This is a genomic window from Solidesulfovibrio carbinolicus, from assembly GCF_004135975.1.
Lineage (GTDB): Bacteria > Desulfobacterota > Desulfovibrionia > Desulfovibrionales > Desulfovibrionaceae > Solidesulfovibrio > Solidesulfovibrio carbinolicus.
On record NZ_CP026538.1, the window covers coordinates 3,495,090 to 3,512,613 of the forward strand.

A 17,524-nucleotide genomic window follows, 5' to 3' on the forward strand; every position below is an offset into this window, starting at 1 on the left:
CCCCCGGCTCAAGCAACCGGGACGGCCGGCTGCCGCCCGGCTTCCAGGCGTTTTTGGAGCTCCACCAGGACAAAACCGACCGCGGCGGCGGCCAGAATGCGCAGCCAACTGGCCGCGCCAATGGGCGCTGCGCCAAAAAGGCGTTGCATGAAGGGCACGTAGGTAAAAAAGGCCTGGAGGACCACGGCCAGGGCCACGCCGGCCAGCACCCAGCGGTTGCCGGAAAGCGGCATGGACAGGGCCGAGCGGGTAAGCGAGCGGCAGTTGAAGAGATACAGCGCCTCCATGGCCACGAACACGTTGACGGCCACGGTGCGGGCCGCTTCCCGGCTGGCCCCGGCGGCCAGCTCCAACTTGTAGAGCCCGAAGGCGGCCACGAGCAGGGCCGCGCCCACGAGGAGCACGCGGCGGATGAGCAGCCCGTCAAGGATGGGCCGGCGCGGATCGCGCGGGGCGCGCTCCATGATGCCCGGCTCCCGGGGTTCGAAGGCCAGCATGAGGCCGAGGCTGCCGGCCGTGGTCATGTTGATCCACAGGATCTGCACCGGGGAAATGGGCAGGTCCACGCCCAAAAGCACGGCGGCCAGGATGACCAGCCCCTCGCCCAGGTTGGTGGGCAGGGTCCAGACGATGAATTTCGAGAGATTGTCAAAAACGCCGCGTCCTTCCTCCACGGCGGCCTCGATGGTGGCGAAGTTGTCGTCGGCCAGCACCATGTCGGCGGCCTCCTTGGCCGCTTCCGTGCCGCCAAGGCCCATGGCCACGCCGATGTCGGCCTGTTTGAGGGCCGGGGCGTCGTTGACGCCGTCCCCGGTCATGGCGCACACGTGGCCGAGACTTTGCAAGGCCTTGACAAGACGCAGCTTTTGTTCGGGCGAGACCCGGGCGAAGACATGCGTGCCTTCGGCCAGGGCCGGCAGATCGGCGTCGGCGGCGGCCTCGATGTCGCGGCCGGTCATGGCCCGGATGGGGGCGTCGCCGGAAAGGCCCAGCTGACCGCCTATGGCGGCGGCGGTGGCGGCATGGTCGCCGGTGATCATCTTGACCATGACCCCGGCCTTGCGGCAGGCGGCCACGGCGGCTTTGGCCTCGGGGCGCGGCGGGTCGATCATGCCGACCAGGCCCAGGAAGGTCAGCCCCTCGTCGCGGCAGCCCGGTTCGATGACGGCCGTGCCGGGCGGCAGCGCGCGCCGGGCCAGGGCCAGCACCCGCAGCCCGCGACTGCCCATGGCCTCGATGTCGCGGCGCACGGCCTCGGGGTCGAGGACGCCGCCGGCGGCGTCGCGGCAACGCGGCAGGGCGGTCTCGGCCGAGCCTTTGAAATACAGCGTCGGCGGCACGCCCTCGCCCTCGTGGTGCAGCGTGGTCATGAACATGCGTTCGGACTCGAAGGGTTCGTCATAAAGGCGCGGCCGGGCGACGGCCAGGGCGTCCAGGGACAGCCCGGCCCGGCGGGCGGCCAGGAGCAAGGCGGCCTCGGTGGGGTCGCCGGTGAAGGTCTCGCCGTCTTCGGCCAGGGTCGCGTCGTTGCACAGGGCGGCGGCGGCCAGGGCCTCGGCCAGGGCGTCGCCGCCGTCCGGCGGGCCGGCGAAGGTCTGGCCTTCAAGGGTCCAGCGGCCTGTCGGCAGGACGATTTCCACCACGGTCATGCGGTTTTGGGTCAGGGTGCCGGTCTTGTCGGTACAAACGACGGTGGTGGACCCCAGGGTCTCCACGGCCGGCAGCCGGCGCACCACGGCGCGGCGGGCGGCCATGCGCGAGACGCCGATGGCCAGGATGACGGTGACGGCGGCGGGCAGGCCCTCGGGGATGGCCCCCACGGCCAGGGCCACCGCGGCCATGAACATCTCCGTCGGGCTTTGGCCCCGGGCCACGCCCACGGCAAAGGTCAGGCCGGCCAGGGCCAGGATGCCGTAGAGGACGATGTGGGAGAATTTGGCGATGGCGCGGGTCAGCGGCGTGGCCAGTTCGTCGGCGGCGGCGGTGAGCGCCGCGATGCGGCCGATGGCGGCGGCGTCGCCGGTGGCTGTGACCACGCCCGTGCCCTGGCCGTAGGTGACGACCGAGGCGGCAAAGGCCAGGTTGGCCCGGTCGGCTAAAAGCGTGTCCTCGGGCAGGGGGTCGGCGGACTTGTCCACGGGCACGGATTCGCCGGTGAGCGCCGATTCGTCGATGCGCAGGCTCTGGACCGTGAGCAGACGCAAATCGGCCGGGACCTTGTCGCCCGAGCGCAGGCGCACCACGTCGCCGGGCACGAGGTTTTCGGCGGCCATGACCCGCCAGCCGCCGTCGCGAAGCACGGCGGCCTCGGTGACCATGGACCGGGCCAGGGCGGACAGGGCGGCCACGGCCTTGGCTTCCTGGAAATAGCCGATGACGGCGTTGACCAGGACCACGCCCAGGATGACCGAGGCGTCCACAGGCTCGCCGAGCATGGCCGTGACGGCGCCGGCGGCCAGCAGGATATAGATCAGCGGTTGGTGGAACTGGAGGGCGAAGCGCTTAAGCGCGCTCATTTCGCCCTTGGCGGTCAGCGCGTTTCTGCCGTAACGGGCCAGGCGGCTGGCGGCTTCGTCGGCGGCAAGCCCGGTGTGGCCCGAAGCCAGGGCGTCCAGGGCGTCATTGACCGGCAAGGCGTGCCAGGAGCGGGTCGGCGGGGATTCAGGCATGGGTGCATCCTTGGGGGGCTGTCCCGAAAAGGGGGACGATAGTGCCTCTATGCCAGGATTCGCGGTCCGCTACAAGCCCGAGGCGGGAACGGGAAATGTCGGCTGGGCAGCTTTGTACCCTGTCACCTTTATCTCTGCCCTAGTTGTTACCTTTAAGGCTGGCCAACACCACTCAACGCCTCCCTTTCGAGCCCAAAAGAAGAAGGCCCCTGCCAAAAAACAGGGGCCTTCTTGCTGAAGGGAATAGGGGAATTTTAGGAAAAAATCTTGATGGCGGCCAAAAAGGCCACACCCAAGGCAATCATGCTGCCCATGCGAATGGTCAGGCGCAGCTCCAGGCGCTCCAGGTCGGCCTTGGTCGCCAGCCGCTCGTCGATCAATTCGGCTTGGGCATGGGCCAAGGTTTCCGCCTGCTCCTCGGTAAAGCCGGCGGCCTTGAGCTTTTTGGCGAAAGCCAGGGTATCGAAAGTAGTACTGGTCATAGGCTCACCATGCGCACGGAGGAGGAACCTGTCAATCCCTCTTGGCTCCCTTGGCGGCTGCCTCGTCGCCATTGCCGTCATTGACGCCATTGCCGTCTTGACCCTGGCCGAACCCATGGCCTACAAGGTGTGCTGATATTCTGTTGTCGCACATTGGTGAAAGGCTGGTGATCGTGGACACGCCCAAGCGCATTTTGGCCATAGACGACGAACGCATCAATCTCCGGGTCATCGGGGGGTTACTGCGCAACCTCGGCCATGAGCCGATTTTGACCGAGTCTTTTGCCGAGGCCCAGCCCCTGCTCGATGCGAGCATCGATCTGGTGCTGCTCGACGTCATGATGCCCGAGACCGACGGGTTCACCGTGGCCCGGCGCATCCGCGAGATGCCCGGGGTTTCCGACGTGCCCATCATCATGGTCACGGCCCTGACCAGCAAGCAGGACCGGCTCAAGGCCGTGGAAGCCGGGGCCAACGACTTCATTTCCAAGCCCATCGACCTTACCGAATTGCGGGTGCGCATGGGGTCGTTGCTGAAAATGAAGGAGTCCCAGGACGAGGTGAAACGCTACCAGGCCGAACTGGAAGAGATGGTGGCCGTGCGCACCTCGGCGTTGAAGATGGCCCTGGACAACGTCCAAGAGTCCCAGCGCACCATTCTGGCCGCCCACCTCGAAACCATCCACCGCCTGGCCTCGGCGGCGGAATTCAAGGACGAGGAGACGGCCGACCACATCCAGCGCATGAGCCGCTACTGCGCTCTGCTGGCCGCCCGGCTCGGGCTGCCCGACGCCGAGGTCGACCTCGTGCTCCAGGCCAGCCCCATGCACGACATCGGCAAGATCGGCATCCCGGACAGCATCCTGCTCAAGCCCGCCAAGCTCACCCCCGACGAGTGGGAGATCATGAAGCGCCACACCATCTACGGCGCGCGCATCCTGGGCGAATCGAATTTCGAGCTGCTGCGGGTGGGCGAGATCATCGCCATGTCCCATCATGAAAAATGGGACGGTTCGGGCTATCCCAAGGGCCTTGCCGGCGAGGACATCCCGCTTTACGGCCGCATCTGCGCCGTGGCCGACGTGTTCGACGCCCTGACCAGCCGTCGGCCCTACAAGGAAGCCTTTTCCAACGAGAAATCGCTGGAGATCATGCGGGCCGGCCGGGGCAGCCATTTCGATCCGCGCATTTTGGACGTTTTTGTTGATGATTTCGATAGGGTAGAGGGAATTCAGCGGGAATTCGACGATTCCTAGGCCAAGTCAACGCCCCCCGTATCCATGAGCGCGCAAGCCAACAAGCCTTCAGTCCTCATCGTCGACGACGTGCCGGCCAACATCCGCTTGCTGGCCGATTGCCTGCGGGAAGATTACGCCATCCGCGTGGCCACGGGCGGGGCCGAGGCCCTGGCCCTGGCCGGGCGCGGGCGGCCCGACATCATCCTGCTCGACGTGGTCATGCCCGACCTCGACGGCTACGAGGTCTGCCGCCGGCTCAAGGCCGACCCGAAAACCGCCGACATCCCCGTTATTTTCGTCACCGCCAACCATGCTCCGGAAGACGAGGCCCATGGCCTGTCGCTGGGGGCCGTGGACTATGTCGTCAAGCCGGTGAGCCCGGCCGTGGTCCGGGCCCGGGTGAAAAACCATCTGGAGCTGCGCGCCGCCCGGGAGGCCCTGGCCCGGCAAAATGAGGCTCTCAAGGAGGCGGCCCGGCTGCGCGAAGACGTGGACGGCATCATGCGCCACGACCTCAAGGCTCCGCTGACCGGCATCATCGGCCTGCCCCAGATCATCCTCGACGAGGGGGGGCTTAACGAATCCCAGGCCATGTTTTTGCGGCTGATTGAAGAAAACGGCTACAAGATGCTCTCCATGATCAACCTGTCGCTGGATCTCTTCAAGATCGAGCGTGGGGCCTACCGGCTTTCGCCCGAGCCGGTGGAACTGTTGGCCCTGGTCCGGCGGCTTTTTGTGGAGTTCGCGGCCTTGGCCGGGCCGCGAAAGTTGAGGTGCGCGCTGACCGTGGACGGCCGGGAGGCCCGGCCCGAGGACACGGCCTACCTGTGCGGCGAGCGGCTGCTGCTCTATTCCATGCTGGCCAACTGCCTGAAAAACGCCTTGGAGGCCTCGCCGCCCGGCGGGCGGGTGACGGTGGACGTCGCCCCCGGCGAACCGACCGTGTTGCGGGTGGTCAACCGGGGCGCGGCTCCGGCGCGTCTGCGGGATCGATTTTTCACGAAATACGCCACCGAAGGCAAGCCCGGCGGCACCGGGCTTGGCGCGTATTCGGCGCGGCTTATCGCCGAGACCCATGGCGGGAGCGCGCGCATGGAGACGAGCGACGAGGCGGACTGCACGGTGGTGACCCTGACCCTGCCGCGCGGCGATCTGGCGGTGGTGACCCTGACCCTGCCGCGCGGCGATCTGGCGGTGGTGGGGGAGACGCCGGCCGGCGCGCCGGTGATGGTCTGCCCGGCCGTGTAAATACGGACTCTAACGCCCAAGGCACTCTTCCCTGTTACACCGGGCAGAACACCGACGGGTCGCCAGTGTAGGGAGTGACGGCATGCTGGCCGGTGGATTCGAGCACCGAGCGCCAGTAGTCCGAGGCGATGTTGAGTTTTTTGCGCCGAAGCGTCACGAGGTCCAGGGGCAGGTGGACGTAGCGGTCGAAAAGCCGCGCCACCACCATGCCCGTCTTGCCGGCCATGGCCGCATGCACGGCGTTTTGCCCCAGAAACCCGCAGTACACCCGGTCGTTGGCGTTGGCCGGCACGGACCGGATGATGTAGCTGGGGTCGATGAATTTGAGCGTGATGGGCATGTCGCGGCCGCGGAAATAGCCCTCGATCTCGCCGCACAGATACTGGGCGATGTCGCCCAGGACCGGATTGCCCGAAGCGTCGCGCGCGCCGGTGTCGGGCAAAAGCTTCTGCCCGGCCCCTTCGGCCACCACGATGACGGCGTGACGCCGGGCGCGAAGGCGTTCTTCCAGGGACGGCAAAAGCCCGCGCGGCCCGGTCAGGTCGAAATCGCACTCCGGCACCAGCACGTAGTTGACTTCCTTGAGGGCCAACGTGGCCTGGGCGGCGATGAACCCGGATTCCCGGCCCATGACCTTGACCACGCCGATGCCGTTTAAGGCGGCGATGGCTTCGGTATGGGCGCAGCGGATGGCCTCGGTGGCCTTTTCCACGGCCGTGTCGAAGCCAAAGGACTTGGTGACGAGGTTGACGTCGTTGTCGATGGTCTTGGGCACGCCGATGACGCTGATTTTCGAGCGCCGCCGGGCGATTTCCTCCTGGATGCGCCGGGCCGCCTTCATGGACCCGTCGCCGCCGATGACGAACAGCATGCCGACGTTGAGCCGTTCCAGGGCGTCCACGATGGCCTCGGGCTGTTGCGGCCCCCGGCTGGACCCCAGCACCGTGCCGCCGAACTGGTGGATGTCGGACACGGCGTTTGGCGTCAGGGCCACCGGCTCGTAGCCATAGGATTCGATGAAGCCTTGCAGCCCGAAGCGGATGCCGAGCACGCCGGCCACGTGGTAGTTGTGGCAGCACTCCATGACGATGGCCCGGATGACGTCGTTTAAGCCCGGGCACAGGCCGCCGCAGGTGACGATGGCGACTTTGACCTTGGAGGAGTCGTAGTAGATGTTGCCGCGCGGCCCGGCCACTTCAAACTCGGCCCGGCACGGGCCGGGCACGCCGCCGAAATCGGCCGCGTCGAGTTCCATGGTGACCCGCAGATTGTCGTCCACGAAACGGCAATAGGGCAAGGGGGACGGGATCTTGGCCGGCCCGAGCGAGGCGATGGCGGTATCGGCCGGGGCAATGGGGCAACGATCTGGCATGGCGCACTCCTTGCCGCCAAACTACCAGCTTGCCCCCCAGCCGGCAACACGATCCGGCGACGGGAGGACGAAATCGCCGCGCCGGCCTTTCGTCCGTCGCCATTTCGTGCCGCGCGGCAGCCCTGCTCTCCGGCCAACGCCGCCCGGCCCTCGCGCCGGGACCAGCCGCGAAGGCCGCAAGCGACCCATGGCCGCCGGCCTAATCCCAGCGCACCTTCACTTCCGAACCCTCCCCCGGCCGGTGACCACCACCTTGCCCGAGCTGCCAAGGGTCACACTCTGCCCCGGCGTCAGCACCAGATCGCGCCCGTCGCCGGCCGCCGTCACCCAGACCACGCCCTTGGCGCAGGTCACCCGGCAGTAGCGCACGCCGGTGAGCGCCAGATGCTTGCCCTGGCCCAGGCGCACCGACAGGCTGCGGCCCGGGGTGAAGATCCTGGCCCCGGCCTCGGCCATGGCCCGCAGCACCCGGCTGTCGCGCCAGCGCGACAGCCATTCGTCGATGATGCCCGTGCGCGTCGTCGCCAGCAGCCGGTCTTCCCGTAAGCGATCCACAAACATGGCGGCCTCCTTGGGGCGTGTCCGCGACGTCCGTCGCTCCCTTCACGCCTGAAGCGTTGGTTGGCTCGTGAATCCCGGCCCGTCTCGCGGGCCGGGCGTTGTCGTCAGTCCCGGAGACGACCCCGGGCGCGCTTCCCTTGGACCATATTGTCTGTTACCATCACAGACACAGTTTCCATAAAATAAATCCATAACAGATATGCACCGCACCCACGCCCGGAGGCCGCCATGACCTTGCCTGAAACCGATTCCGGCATATTCCGCTATATGGCCGTGGAGAAACATATTTTACGGCTTCTGGAGTCCGGGGAGCTGCGCGTTGGCGACCGGGTGCCGAGCCTGCGGGGCCTGGGCGGCCGGCTTGGGGTCAGCGTGTCCACGGTCAACCAGGCCTATCTGGAGCTGGAAAAGCAGGGGATCATCGAAGCGCGGCCCAAGTCCGGGTTTTTCGTGCGCCGCACGCCCATCAAACGGCCGGCCCCCAGCCGGGGCGAGGCCCCGCCGCGCGGACCGGCCACGGTGGCGCGCGGGGCGCTTATCCGCGAGGTCCTCGACGGCATGGGCCGGCGCGACATCGTGCCGCTTGGCGTGGCCCTGACCGATCCGTCGCTCTTGCCGGCCAAACAGATCGCCCGGCTGCTGTCCAAGGTGGCGGCCGGCGACGAGCGGGTGACGGGCTACGAAGGCGTGCAGGGCAATCTGGAGTTGCGCCGCCAGATCGCCTGGCGGCTGGCCGAGGCCGACATCGAGGCCGGCCCGGACGACGTGATGATCACTTCCGGGGCCATGGAGGCGCTGTACCTGGCCCTGCGCTCGGTGACCCGGCCGGGCGACAACGTGGCCATCCCGGCCCCGACCTATTACTGTTTTCTGCAACTGCTGGAGAACTTCGGCCTGCGGGCCGTGGAGCTGCCGTCCTATCCCGAGGGCGGGGTGCGCCCGGCCGACCTGCGCTCGGCCTTGGACCGCTACGACATCAAGGCGGTCATCCTCACCCCCAATTTCAACAACCCCGACGGCTCCATGATCCCTGACGAGGCCAAGGCCGAGATGGCCGCGCTTCTGGCCGAGCGCGGCGTGCCGGTCATCGAGGACGACGTCTACGGCGACCTGCACTTCGGCGAGCGCCGGCCCCGCTGCCTGCGGTCCTACGACGCCGCGGGAAACGTCCTGCACTGTTCGTCGTTTTCCAAGACCCTGGCTCCGGGCTACCGTCTGGGCTATCTGCTGCCCGGCAGGCACGCCGCCAAGGCCTTCGAGATCAAGGCCACCACCAACGTCTGCTGCGCCACGCCGACCCAGGTCGCGGCCGCGCTGTATCTGGCCCAGGGCGGGTTCGAGCGCCACCTGCGCAAAACCCGGGGGGTGCTGGAGCGCCAGGCCCGGATGATCGAAGAACGGGTGCTGCGCCATTTCCCCGACGGCACGCGGGTGACCCGTCCAACGGGGGGCACGGTGGTCTGGGTGCAGATGCCCGACGCCGTCAATTCCATCGCGCTGTTCTATGCCGCCCGGGAACTCGGCATCGGCCTGGCCCCGGGCAACCTCTTTTCGAGCTGCGACCAGTTCAAGCATTTCCTGCGCTTAAGCTACGGCAACGCCTGGACGCCGCGCATTGAGCAGGCCCTGGCCGACGTGGGACGGCTGGCCCGGGAGCTGGCCGAGGCCGGGGACAGGCCCGAGCCGGCCTTCTGATTCGCGCCGGACGCTCGGGCAGGCGGGATTGTCGCCCCGAAGACGTTGGTTTTTTCCGCCAAGGCTGCTAGCTTTCCCGTAGAAGTCTGCGGCCCGCGCGGCCCGGAGGAGCCTTGCCATGCAGGTGACATGTGAGGAGACGGATGCGGCCCTTGTGGTGCGCGTTTCCGGCGAGATCATCATGGACGCGGTGACCGAATGCCGCGCCGAGGTGGAGCATCTGGCCCTGGCCGCGGCCGCCCCGGCCGTGGTGGTGGATCTCTCGGGCGTGGCCTTCATGGACAGTTCCGGAGTGGGGTTTCTTATCGGCCTGCGCCGGCTGTGCCAGGACCACGGCAAGACCCTGTCCCTGGCCAATCCCACGCCGCCGATCAAAAAGCTCCTGGCCATGCTGCGCCTGACCGAGTATTTCGACGCCCCGCCAACCGACCCGGCCGGGGTCTGACGCCTGTCATGCGCATCGCCGTCGTCGATGATTCCGAGACCTTCCGGGCCTACCTCCAAGGCCTGCTGGCCGACCGGGGCGAACTGTCCGCCTTCGACACGGCCGGCGACTGTCTGGCCGCCCTGGCCGATCCGGCCCGGCCGCCCGTGGACCTCGTGCTCATGGACCTCATCATGCCAGTCATGGACGGCCTGGAAGCCACCCGCCGCATCAAGGCCGATCCGGCCACGGCCGACGTGCCGGTCATCATGGTCACGGTGTCCGATGATGACGCCAGCCTGTCCGAAGCCTTTGCCGCCGGGGCCATGGACTACATCCAAAAGCCGCCCCGAAAGCCCGAACTGCTGGCCCGGGTGGACTCGGCCCTGCGCCTTAAGGCCGCCATCGACGCCCGCAAGGCCCGCGAACGCGAAATCAAGGCGGAAAAGGAATACATCGCCGCCATCCTGGAATATTCCCACGACGGCATCGCCGTGGCCGGCCCGGACGGGCGCTTCACGTTCGTCTCCCCCGGCATGGAGCGCATCTTCGGTCTGCCGGCCGACACCTACACCACCGCCGACCGCTGGCTGGACATCGTCTTCCCGGACCTGGCCGCCAGGGACGATCTGGCCGACATTTTCCACCAGCGCCCGGCCCCGGGCCATGTCTGGCGGCGGCTCTACCCCTTTGCCGACAAAAACGGCCAGCGCCGGGCCTGCCAGATCCATTTTTCCACCATGCCCTCCGGCGACCTGATCCTCAACATCCAGGACATGACGCTTTTCGAGAAGCAAAAAGAGGATCTGGTCAAAAAGCACAACCGCCACCAAAAAGACCTCGACGCCGCCGCCGAGATCCAGCAAAGCCTGCTGCCCCGGCGCTTCACCATGTCCGACGCCCTGCGCTTTGCCTGGGAGTTCGTGCCCTGCCACAACATCGGCGGCGACATCTTCAACGTCTTCCCCCTGGGCCCCCACCATGTGGGCCTCTACATGCTCGACGTCTCGGGCCACGGCGTGGCCTCGTCCCTGGTCGCCCATTCGGTCTACAACTTCATGCACTACCAGCGCTCGACCCTGATCGACCGCTCCGGCGGGGCCATCGACGTGGTGCCCCCCGAGACCGTGCTCTCCCGGCTCAACGATGAATTCCCCTTCACCAAGTTCCAGAAGTTTTTCACCATCTTTTACATGACCATCGACCTGCGCACCGGGCGAGGCCGCTACGGCAACGCCGGCCATCCCGCGCCATGGCATATCCCGGCAGGCGGTCCCATGGCCGAGCTGCCCGAACGCGGCCCCATCATCGGCCTGGCCGGCTTGCCCCCCATCCCTCCCGGCGAGCTGCTCCTGGCCCCGGGCGACAAGCTCCTGGCCATAAGCGACGGCCTGGCCGACAGCCGCGACGCCCAGGGCGAATCCTTCGGCGAGGAACGCATCGCCGCCATCGCCGCCGCCAACGCCCGGGAGTCCGTGGACGTCCTCGTGACCGCCCTGCGCCGGGCCGCCGACGACTTCCGCCAGGCCGCCCCGCCCCGCGACGACCTGAGCCTGCTTGGGGTGGAATTCATCCGGCCAAAGGCGTAGAGACCCGCTTCCCGTCCTCGCGACGCCTTTCTTGCAACTCCAACCCCGTAAACCCACCCATGCCCTTTGCCGTCTACCACGCCCCGCCGGGGCTTTTGCCCGAACTGGTCCGCGAACTGGGCGACGCCGTCACCGCCGTGCGCGATCCCCTGGTCGTCGCCGACGGCCCGCCGCGCCCCTGCGCCTTTGCCGCCAACGTCTGGACCGACCCGGCCTTTATTCCCATGGACTCCGTGGGCGACGCGGCCCGCAAGCTGGCCGCCGTCCAGCGCAACTGGAGCCTGGTCCCCACCGGACTCTTTCGCCGGGCGGCGCTGATTGCCCAAAAGCTCCCCCGGGTGTCGGCCAAGCCCCTGGCCTTTGGCCGGCCGCTGCCCACCGCCCCCTTAGGGGCCTTCACCCTGTGGGACGAAAACCTGCTGCTCGCCTCGCCGGCCACCAGCGAACCCGTGCCGGACGGCGTCTACCGCTTCGAGGAAGACAAGACCGGCCCGCCCAGCCGGGCCTATCTCAAGCTGTGGGAACTCTTCACGCGCCTGGGCACGGCCCCCCGGCCCGGGGAACTCTGCCTGGACATGGGCGGCAGCCCCGGCGGCTGGTCCTTTGTGCTGGCTTCCCTTGGGGCGCGGGTCTTTTGCATCGACAAGGCCCCCCTGGCCGACAACGTGGCCCGCGATCCGCTGGTGTCCTGGTGCCCGGGCAGCGCCTTTGGCCTGGACCCGCGCCACGCCGGAGCCGTGGATTGGCTTTTCTCCGACGTCATCTGCTACCCCGACCGGCTCTACGACTGGCTGTCGCGCTGGCTGACCCTGGGCCAGTGCCGCCGCTTCGTGCTGACGGTCAAACTCCAAGGCGAAACCGACCCCGCCCTCATCGACCGCTTCCGCGACGTGCCCGGCAGCCGGCTGCTGCACTTAAGCGCCAACAAGCACGAACTGACCTTCGTGCGGTTGGGTGATGAAGCAACCAACTGAAAAAAAAAGAGAAGATGCCTCCGGCGGCTGGGGGCCTGAGGCCCCCAGACCCCCCACTTGGAGAAAGGTTTAAAGGGGGTTCGACGGGGCTTGCTCTTTGGCCGGCGGGGAGGCCCATGATGCGGCGCATCCCCGTGCCCGGAAACCACGCGCGGAAATCAACGCCGCAGCCAGCGCCCGCGCCAAGCCTACGCAATCGTCATGGGTTCCGAACCTGCATCGTGTGGGGAGATTGCTCTACAGGAAGAAAAAGAAAGTCCCCGGTCGGCAGAGATCCTTCAGGCTGCAATTGCCCACAGAGATGCCAACCAGGGACCGTAAGAAAATATTCTTGAGATTCGCGTTCGTCAAGTACGCACAGGGGCCGGCTGCCAAAGGCTGCTGCACGATTTCGGCCTGGCGGAGCGATCTCGCCCAAGCACAATCGCCTTCAACGCCGACGCTTCCGGCCGGCGGGCCAGCTGCGAACGCCCTGGATGCCCGAGACTTCATGGGCACGGGCCATCCGGTCGGCAGCACGCCTCTCCGTAACAACGCCTCGCGCCGGCCGCCTTCCCCTGCAACACCCGCCGCCTGACGAACATTTGAACATAAAACGATCAAATGTTCGGACAAGTCCCCGCAATACAGAACTTTGCCATCGACAATGGTTTTGCGCTGGAGTAATCTGTCCGCACTGCTGGGATACCCTGAACCGGAGGAATCGTTGCTGTGAAGAAGTTGATCAACAACGTGGAAGACGTCGTCCAGGAACAGCTCCAAGGCATGGCCCTGGCCCATCCCGAATTGACCGTGAAATTCGATCCCTGCTACGTCGTTCGGTCCGACGCCCCTGTAAAAGGCAAGGTCGCCCTGGTCTCCGGCGGCGGCTCCGGCCACGAACCCATGCACGGCGGCTTCGTCGGCAAGGGGATGCTTGACGGCGCCTGCCCGGGAGCCGTGTTCACCTCGCCCACGCCGGACCAGATGTACGAATGCGCCAAAGCCGTGGACGGCGGCGCGGGCGTGCTGTTTATCGTCAAGAACTACACCGGCGACGTGATGAATTTCGAGGCCGCCGCCGAACTCGTGGCCGCCGAGGGCATCAAGGTCCAAAACATCCTCATCGACGACGACGTGGCGGTCAAAGACAGCCTGTGGACCGCCGGCCGACGCGGCGTCGGGACCACCGTGCTGGCCGAAAAGATCGTCGGCGCCGCCGCCGAGGCCGGCTACGACTTGGACAATTGCGCCGACCTGTGCCGCAAGGTCAACCAGTACGGCCGCTCCTTTGGCGTGGCGCTCACCTCCTGCACCGTGCCCGCCGCCGGCAAACCCACCTTCGTCCTGGGCGAGGACGAAGTCGAAATGGGCATCGGCATCCACGGCGAACCCGGCACCCACCGCATGCCCATCAAATCCGTGGACGAAATGACCGCCTACGCCGCCGCCCAGATCATCGACGACCCGGCCTACACCCGCGTCGTGCGCGAATGGGACGGCCAGGGCTGGGCGGAAAAGACCCTCACCGACGCCCCCTTTGCCAAGGGCGATCAGGTCATCGCCTTCGTCAACAGCATGGGCGGCACCCCGGTCTCGGAACTCTACGCCGTCTACAGAAAGCTCGACGAAGTCTGCAAGGCCAAGGGCCTGACCATCGTGCGCAACCTGGTCGGCCCCTACATCACGTCGCTGGAGATGCAGGGCTTTTCCATCACCCTGCTTAGGGCCGACGACGAGATCCTCAAATTCTGGGACGCGCCGGCCAAAACCCCGGGTTTTGTCCGCTAGTGGAGCATCCCTTAAAAAACACGCTCGTATTTTTTAAGAACAACTTGTTGTTGCAATGTATTGCCGACGAAATGCCCTATGCGCTTTTCGTGGACGCGACACGAGCGCTGCCCGTATGAGGCGCTCGCGCTTTTGCGGGACAAACGCATGACCCGGCGCGGGCGTGAAGCATCCTCTTCACGCCCGCGCTTTTTTGAAGTCCGCCGGCCTGCCGGCCAATCCGCCCCAGGAGCCCCGCCATGCCCATGACCAAAGCCCAACTGCTGGCCTGGATCGACAAGCAAAACGCCGTTTTTCTCGATAAAAAGGAATACCTGACCGACCTCGACGCCGCCATCGGCGACGCCGACCACGGCATCAACATGAACCGGGGATTCGCCAAGGTCATGGAAAAGCTCCCCACCGTGGCCGACAAGGACCTGCCCACCATCCTCAAGACCGTGGGCATGACCCTCATGTCCAGCGTGGGCGGAGCCAGCGGCCCGCTCTACGGCACCTTCTGGATGAAAGGGGCCATGGCCCTGGACGGCAAGGCCGAAATGACCACCGCCGATTTCAAGGCCTTCCTCGAAGCCGCCGTGGGCGGCATCGTCCAGCGCGGCCGGCCCGAGCTTGGCGACAAGACCATGTACGATCTCTGGGGACCGGTGCTGGCCGCCGTCAAGGCCGCCGACGACACAGCGCCCCTGGCCGAGGTCGTGGCCGCCGCCCTGCCCGTGGCCGAGGCCGCCCTGGCCGCCACCATCCCGCTCCAGGCCCGCAAAGGCCGGGCCAGCTACCTCGGCGAACGCTCCATCGGCCACCCCGACCCCGGCGCGACTTCGTCGCTGTATATGTTGCAGACGTTGCAGGAAGTGTTGGGATAGGAAGAGGAAGAGGAAGAGGCCTCCGGCGGCCGGGGGCCTGAGGCCCCCGGACCCCCCAAATGGGTGAAGGGGGCCAAGGAGAAAAAGATGATCGGGATTGTGGTGGTTTCCCATAGCGAGAAGCTGGCCCAGGGCGTCCTCGAACTGGCTGCCCAGATGACCCGGGGCGCCGTGCCCATGCAGGCCGTGGGCGGCATCGACGACCCGGACAACCCCATCGGCACCGATCCCATGCAGGTGCTGGCCGCCATTGAAGCCGTGGACGCCCAGGCCGATGACGGGGTGCTGGTCCTCATGGACCTCGGCAGCGCGCTTTTAAGCGCCGAAACCGCCCTGGATTTCCTGGACGAGGCAGTGCGGGCCAAGGTGCTCCTGTGTTCGGCCCCGGTGGTCGAAGGAACCGTGGCCGCCGCCGTCCAGGCCTCCGTCGGCGCGTCCCTGGCCCAGGCCAGCGCCGAGGCGCGCGCCGCTCTGGGCGTCAAGATCGCTCAGCTCGCGCCGCTGACCGGCGAGGCTCCCGAGGCCCCCTCCCCAGCCGCCGCGCCCGCCCCGGCCGCCGGCCCGGAACAGACGCTTTCCCTGCATATCGCCAACAAAAACGGCCTCCACGCCCGCCCGGCCGCCGCCCTGGTGGCCACGGCCGGACGTTTTGCCGCCGACATCGTCGTGCGAAGGGGCGAGGCCGCCGCCTCGGCCAAGAGCATCAACCAGGTGGCGCTTCTGGGCATCAAACGCGGCGACGACATCGTTATCGCCGCCGCCGGCCCGGACCGCGAGGAAGCGCTGGCCGCCATCGCCGCCCTGCACGCCGACCATTTCGGCGAGCGCGACGAGGACGTCGCCGAGGCCCCGGCCGCGCCGGCCGTCGCCATCCAGCCGGCCGGCGACGGCGTTCTAACCGGCGCGCCGGCCAGCGCCGGCCAGGCCGTGGGGCCGGCCCACGTCCACCGGCCCAGCCTGCCCGAGATCACGCGCCGGGAAACCGACGCCCCGGCCCGGGAAGTCGCCCGCCTGGACGTGGCCCTGGCCCAGGCCCGGGCCGAACTGGAAGCGCTTTCGCACCGGGCCGTACGCGCCTCGGACAAGGCGGCGGCCGGCATTTTCGAGGTCCACGCCCTGCTCCTTGGCGACGACGACCTGCGCCGGGCAGCGATCGGGCGCATCGAGGCCGAAAAGGTCGAGGCCGCCTATGCCTGGAACGCCGTGATGGAGGAAACCGCCGCCGCCTACCGCAAACTGTCCGACGGCTACATGCAGGCCCGGGCCGCCGACGTCCTCGACAGCGGGACGCGGGTGCTGCGTCTGCTGACCGGCGAAACGGCCGCGCCCATTCGTCTGGCCCGGCCGTCCATCCTCGTGGTGGGCGAGCTGTCGCCGTCCGAGGCGGCCGGCCTCGATCCGGCCCTGGTTCTCGGCATCGCCGCTGAAACCGGCGGGGCCACCGCCCATGCCGCCATCCTGGCCCGGTCCCTGGGCATCCCGGCCGTGGTGGGCCTGGGTGAAGGGTTGCGGACGGTCGCCCAAGGGCAAATGCTCGTCCTTGACGGCCAGGCCGGCACGGTGCTGACCGACCCGGACGAAGCCGCCTGCCGGGCGGCCGAAGCACAGCGCCGGGCCTGGACGGCGGCCAGGGAAGCGGCCCGGTCCAAGAGCGCAGCCCCGGCCGCCACTTGCGACGGCACGGTCGTGCCGGTCATGGCCAACATCGGCGGCCCGGCCGACGCGGCCAGGGCGCTCACCAGCGGGGCCGACGGCGTGGGGCTTTTCCGCACGGAATTTCTCTTCTTGGAGCGCCAGGACGCGCCCAGCGAGGACGAACAGTACGCCGCCTACGTCGCGGCGGCCGAGGCCATGGCGGGCCGGCCGGTCATCATCCGCACCCTGGATATCGGCGGCGACAAGCCGGTGCCCTATCTGGACACGCCGCGCGAGGACAACCCGTTTCTGGGCCAGCGCGGGGCGCGGTTGTGCCTGGCCCGGCCGGCGCTTTTGCGCACCCAGTTGCGGGCGCTTTGGCGAGCGGCGAGCGGACGCGACATCTGGATCATGTACCCCATGATCAGCGATGTGGCCGAACTGCGAGCCGTGCTGGCCGCCCAGGAGGCCGCCCGGCGGGAACTCGTGGCCGAGGGCGTCGAAACGCCGGCCAAGGTCAAGACCGGCATCATGATCGAGGTGCCGGCGGCCGCGGCCATGGCCGACAAACTGGCCGGGCTGTGCGATTTTGTAAGCATCGGCACCAACGACCTGACCCAGTACGTCATGGCCGCCGACCGGGGCAATCCGGCCGTGGCCCATCTGTGCGACAGCCTGCATCCGGCCGTGCTGCGCCTTATTGCCCGCACATGTGAGGCCGGCGCGGCCGCCGGCATCGAGGTCGGCATGTGCGGCGAGCTGGCCGGCGAGGCCAAGGCCACGCCGCTGCTATTGGGATTGGGGCTGGTCGAACTGAGCATGAGCGCCGGGCTTGTGCCCGAGGTCAAGGAGGCGGTGCGCGGCGCGGATCTGGCCGCCTGCCGCGCCCTGGCCCAAAAGGCCCTGGCCTGCGACACGGCCGGGGAAGTGCGGGCGCTTTTGGGCTTTTGAAGATAAATAAAGGTGTTCGTCTGTTGTCCGCGAAATGTCCTGGGGGCTTT

General features: G+C 67.6%; 13 protein-coding genes. 9 read left to right on the forward strand and 4 right to left on the reverse strand.

What is annotated here, in order from left to right; translation table 11 throughout:
- Positions 1 to 8: 8 nt before the first annotated feature.
- Positions 9 to 2,669, reverse strand: a complete 2,661-nt coding sequence (locus C3Y92_RS15650) for an HAD-IC family P-type ATPase (RefSeq protein WP_129354076.1) — start codon at positions 2,667 to 2,669, stop codon at positions 9 to 11.
- A gap of 254 nt (positions 2,670 to 2,923) precedes the next feature.
- Positions 2,924 to 3,151 (reverse strand): CCDC90 family protein, encoded by a 228-nt coding sequence (locus tag C3Y92_RS15655; protein ID WP_129354078.1) that lies wholly within the window; start codon positions 3,149 to 3,151, stop codon positions 2,924 to 2,926.
- 173 nt (positions 3,152 to 3,324) lie between these two features.
- Between C3Y92_RS15655 and C3Y92_RS15660 the strand changes: the two genes are divergently transcribed.
- Both C3Y92_RS15660 and C3Y92_RS15665 read left to right on the forward strand, forming a co-directional pair.
- On the forward strand, positions 3,325 to 4,407 hold the full coding sequence (locus C3Y92_RS15660; RefSeq protein WP_129354080.1) for an HD domain-containing phosphohydrolase: 1,083 nt from the start codon (positions 3,325 to 3,327) through the stop codon (positions 4,405 to 4,407).
- Positions 4,408 to 4,431: 24 nt separating this feature from the next.
- On the forward strand, positions 4,432 to 5,637 hold the full coding sequence (locus C3Y92_RS15665; protein WP_129354082.1) for a hybrid sensor histidine kinase/response regulator: 1,206 nt from the start codon (positions 4,432 to 4,434) through the stop codon (positions 5,635 to 5,637).
- Positions 5,638 to 5,671: 34 nt separating this feature from the next.
- On the opposite strand, the gene C3Y92_RS15670 is transcribed toward C3Y92_RS15665, so the two are convergent.
- Together C3Y92_RS15670 and C3Y92_RS15675 are read right to left on the reverse strand one after the other, a co-directional pair.
- Entirely contained in the window at positions 5,672 to 7,009 is a 1,338-nt protein-coding gene (locus tag C3Y92_RS15670) for an ATP-dependent 6-phosphofructokinase (RefSeq protein WP_129354084.1), read from the reverse strand.
- 216 nt (positions 7,010 to 7,225) lie between these two features.
- Positions 7,226 to 7,570, reverse strand: a complete 345-nt coding sequence (locus tag C3Y92_RS15675; protein WP_235669512.1) for a DUF2917 domain-containing protein — start codon at positions 7,568 to 7,570, stop codon at positions 7,226 to 7,228.
- 228 nt (positions 7,571 to 7,798) lie between these two features.
- Here C3Y92_RS15675 and C3Y92_RS15680 point away from each other — a divergent pair, with 228 nt between their 5' ends.
- From C3Y92_RS15680 to ptsP, 7 genes are all read left to right on the forward strand, one after another.
- Complete coding sequence (locus C3Y92_RS15680; protein WP_129354086.1) at positions 7,799 to 9,265, forward strand: aminotransferase-like domain-containing protein; 1,467 nt, start codon at positions 7,799 to 7,801, stop codon at positions 9,263 to 9,265.
- A 118-nt stretch (positions 9,266 to 9,383) separates the two neighbouring features.
- Positions 9,384 to 9,710 (forward strand): STAS domain-containing protein, encoded by a 327-nt coding sequence (locus C3Y92_RS15685; protein WP_129354088.1) that lies wholly within the window; start codon positions 9,384 to 9,386, stop codon positions 9,708 to 9,710.
- 8 nt (positions 9,711 to 9,718) lie between these two features.
- Entirely contained in the window at positions 9,719 to 11,278 is a 1,560-nt protein-coding gene (locus C3Y92_RS15690) for a SpoIIE family protein phosphatase (RefSeq protein ID WP_129354090.1), read from the forward strand.
- A gap of 59 nt (positions 11,279 to 11,337) precedes the next feature.
- A complete protein-coding gene (locus C3Y92_RS15695; RefSeq protein WP_129354092.1) occupies positions 11,338 to 12,252 on the forward strand; it encodes an SAM-dependent methyltransferase in 915 nt (304 codons plus the stop codon).
- A 711-nt stretch (positions 12,253 to 12,963) separates the two neighbouring features.
- Positions 12,964 to 14,022, forward strand: coding sequence for a dihydroxyacetone kinase subunit DhaK (gene dhaK, locus C3Y92_RS15705; protein ID WP_129354096.1), 1,059 nt, complete (start codon positions 12,964 to 12,966; stop codon positions 14,020 to 14,022).
- A 239-nt stretch (positions 14,023 to 14,261) separates the two neighbouring features.
- A complete protein-coding gene (dhaL, locus tag C3Y92_RS15710; protein ID WP_129354098.1) occupies positions 14,262 to 14,888 on the forward strand; it encodes a dihydroxyacetone kinase subunit DhaL in 627 nt (208 codons plus the stop codon).
- Positions 14,889 to 14,975: 87 nt separating this feature from the next.
- Positions 14,976 to 17,474 carry a phosphoenolpyruvate--protein phosphotransferase gene (gene ptsP / locus C3Y92_RS15715; RefSeq protein ID WP_129354100.1) on the forward strand — a complete coding sequence of 833 codons (2,499 nt, stop codon included), beginning with the start codon at positions 14,976 to 14,978 and terminating at the stop codon, positions 17,472 to 17,474.
- Positions 17,475 to 17,524: the final 50 nt, after the last annotated feature.

Coding starts and splice junctions, on each gene's coding strand:
- C3Y92_RS15650 (WP_129354076.1), bottom strand. CDS start 2,669: ATGCCTGAATCCCCGCCGACCCGCTCCTGGCACGCCTTGCCGGTCAAT.
- C3Y92_RS15655 (WP_129354078.1), bottom strand. CDS start 3,151: ATGACCAGTACTACTTTCGATACCCTGGCTTTCGCCAAAAAGCTCAAG.
- C3Y92_RS15665 (WP_129354082.1), top strand. CDS start 4,432: ATGAGCGCGCAAGCCAACAAGCCTTCAGTCCTCATCGTCGACGACGTG.
- C3Y92_RS15670 (WP_129354084.1), bottom strand. CDS start 7,009: ATGCCAGATCGTTGCCCCATTGCCCCGGCCGATACCGCCATCGCCTCG.
- C3Y92_RS15675 (WP_235669512.1), bottom strand. CDS start 7,570: ATGTTTGTGGATCGCTTACGGGAAGACCGGCTGCTGGCGACGACGCGC.
- C3Y92_RS15680 (WP_129354086.1), top strand. CDS start 7,799: ATGACCTTGCCTGAAACCGATTCCGGCATATTCCGCTATATGGCCGTG.
- C3Y92_RS15685 (WP_129354088.1), top strand. CDS start 9,384: ATGCAGGTGACATGTGAGGAGACGGATGCGGCCCTTGTGGTGCGCGTT.
- C3Y92_RS15690 (WP_129354090.1), top strand. CDS start 9,719: ATGCGCATCGCCGTCGTCGATGATTCCGAGACCTTCCGGGCCTACCTC.
- C3Y92_RS15695 (WP_129354092.1), top strand. CDS start 11,338: ATGCCCTTTGCCGTCTACCACGCCCCGCCGGGGCTTTTGCCCGAACTG.
- dhaL (WP_129354098.1), top strand. CDS start 14,262: ATGCCCATGACCAAAGCCCAACTGCTGGCCTGGATCGACAAGCAAAAC.
- ptsP (WP_129354100.1), top strand. CDS start 14,976: ATGATCGGGATTGTGGTGGTTTCCCATAGCGAGAAGCTGGCCCAGGGC.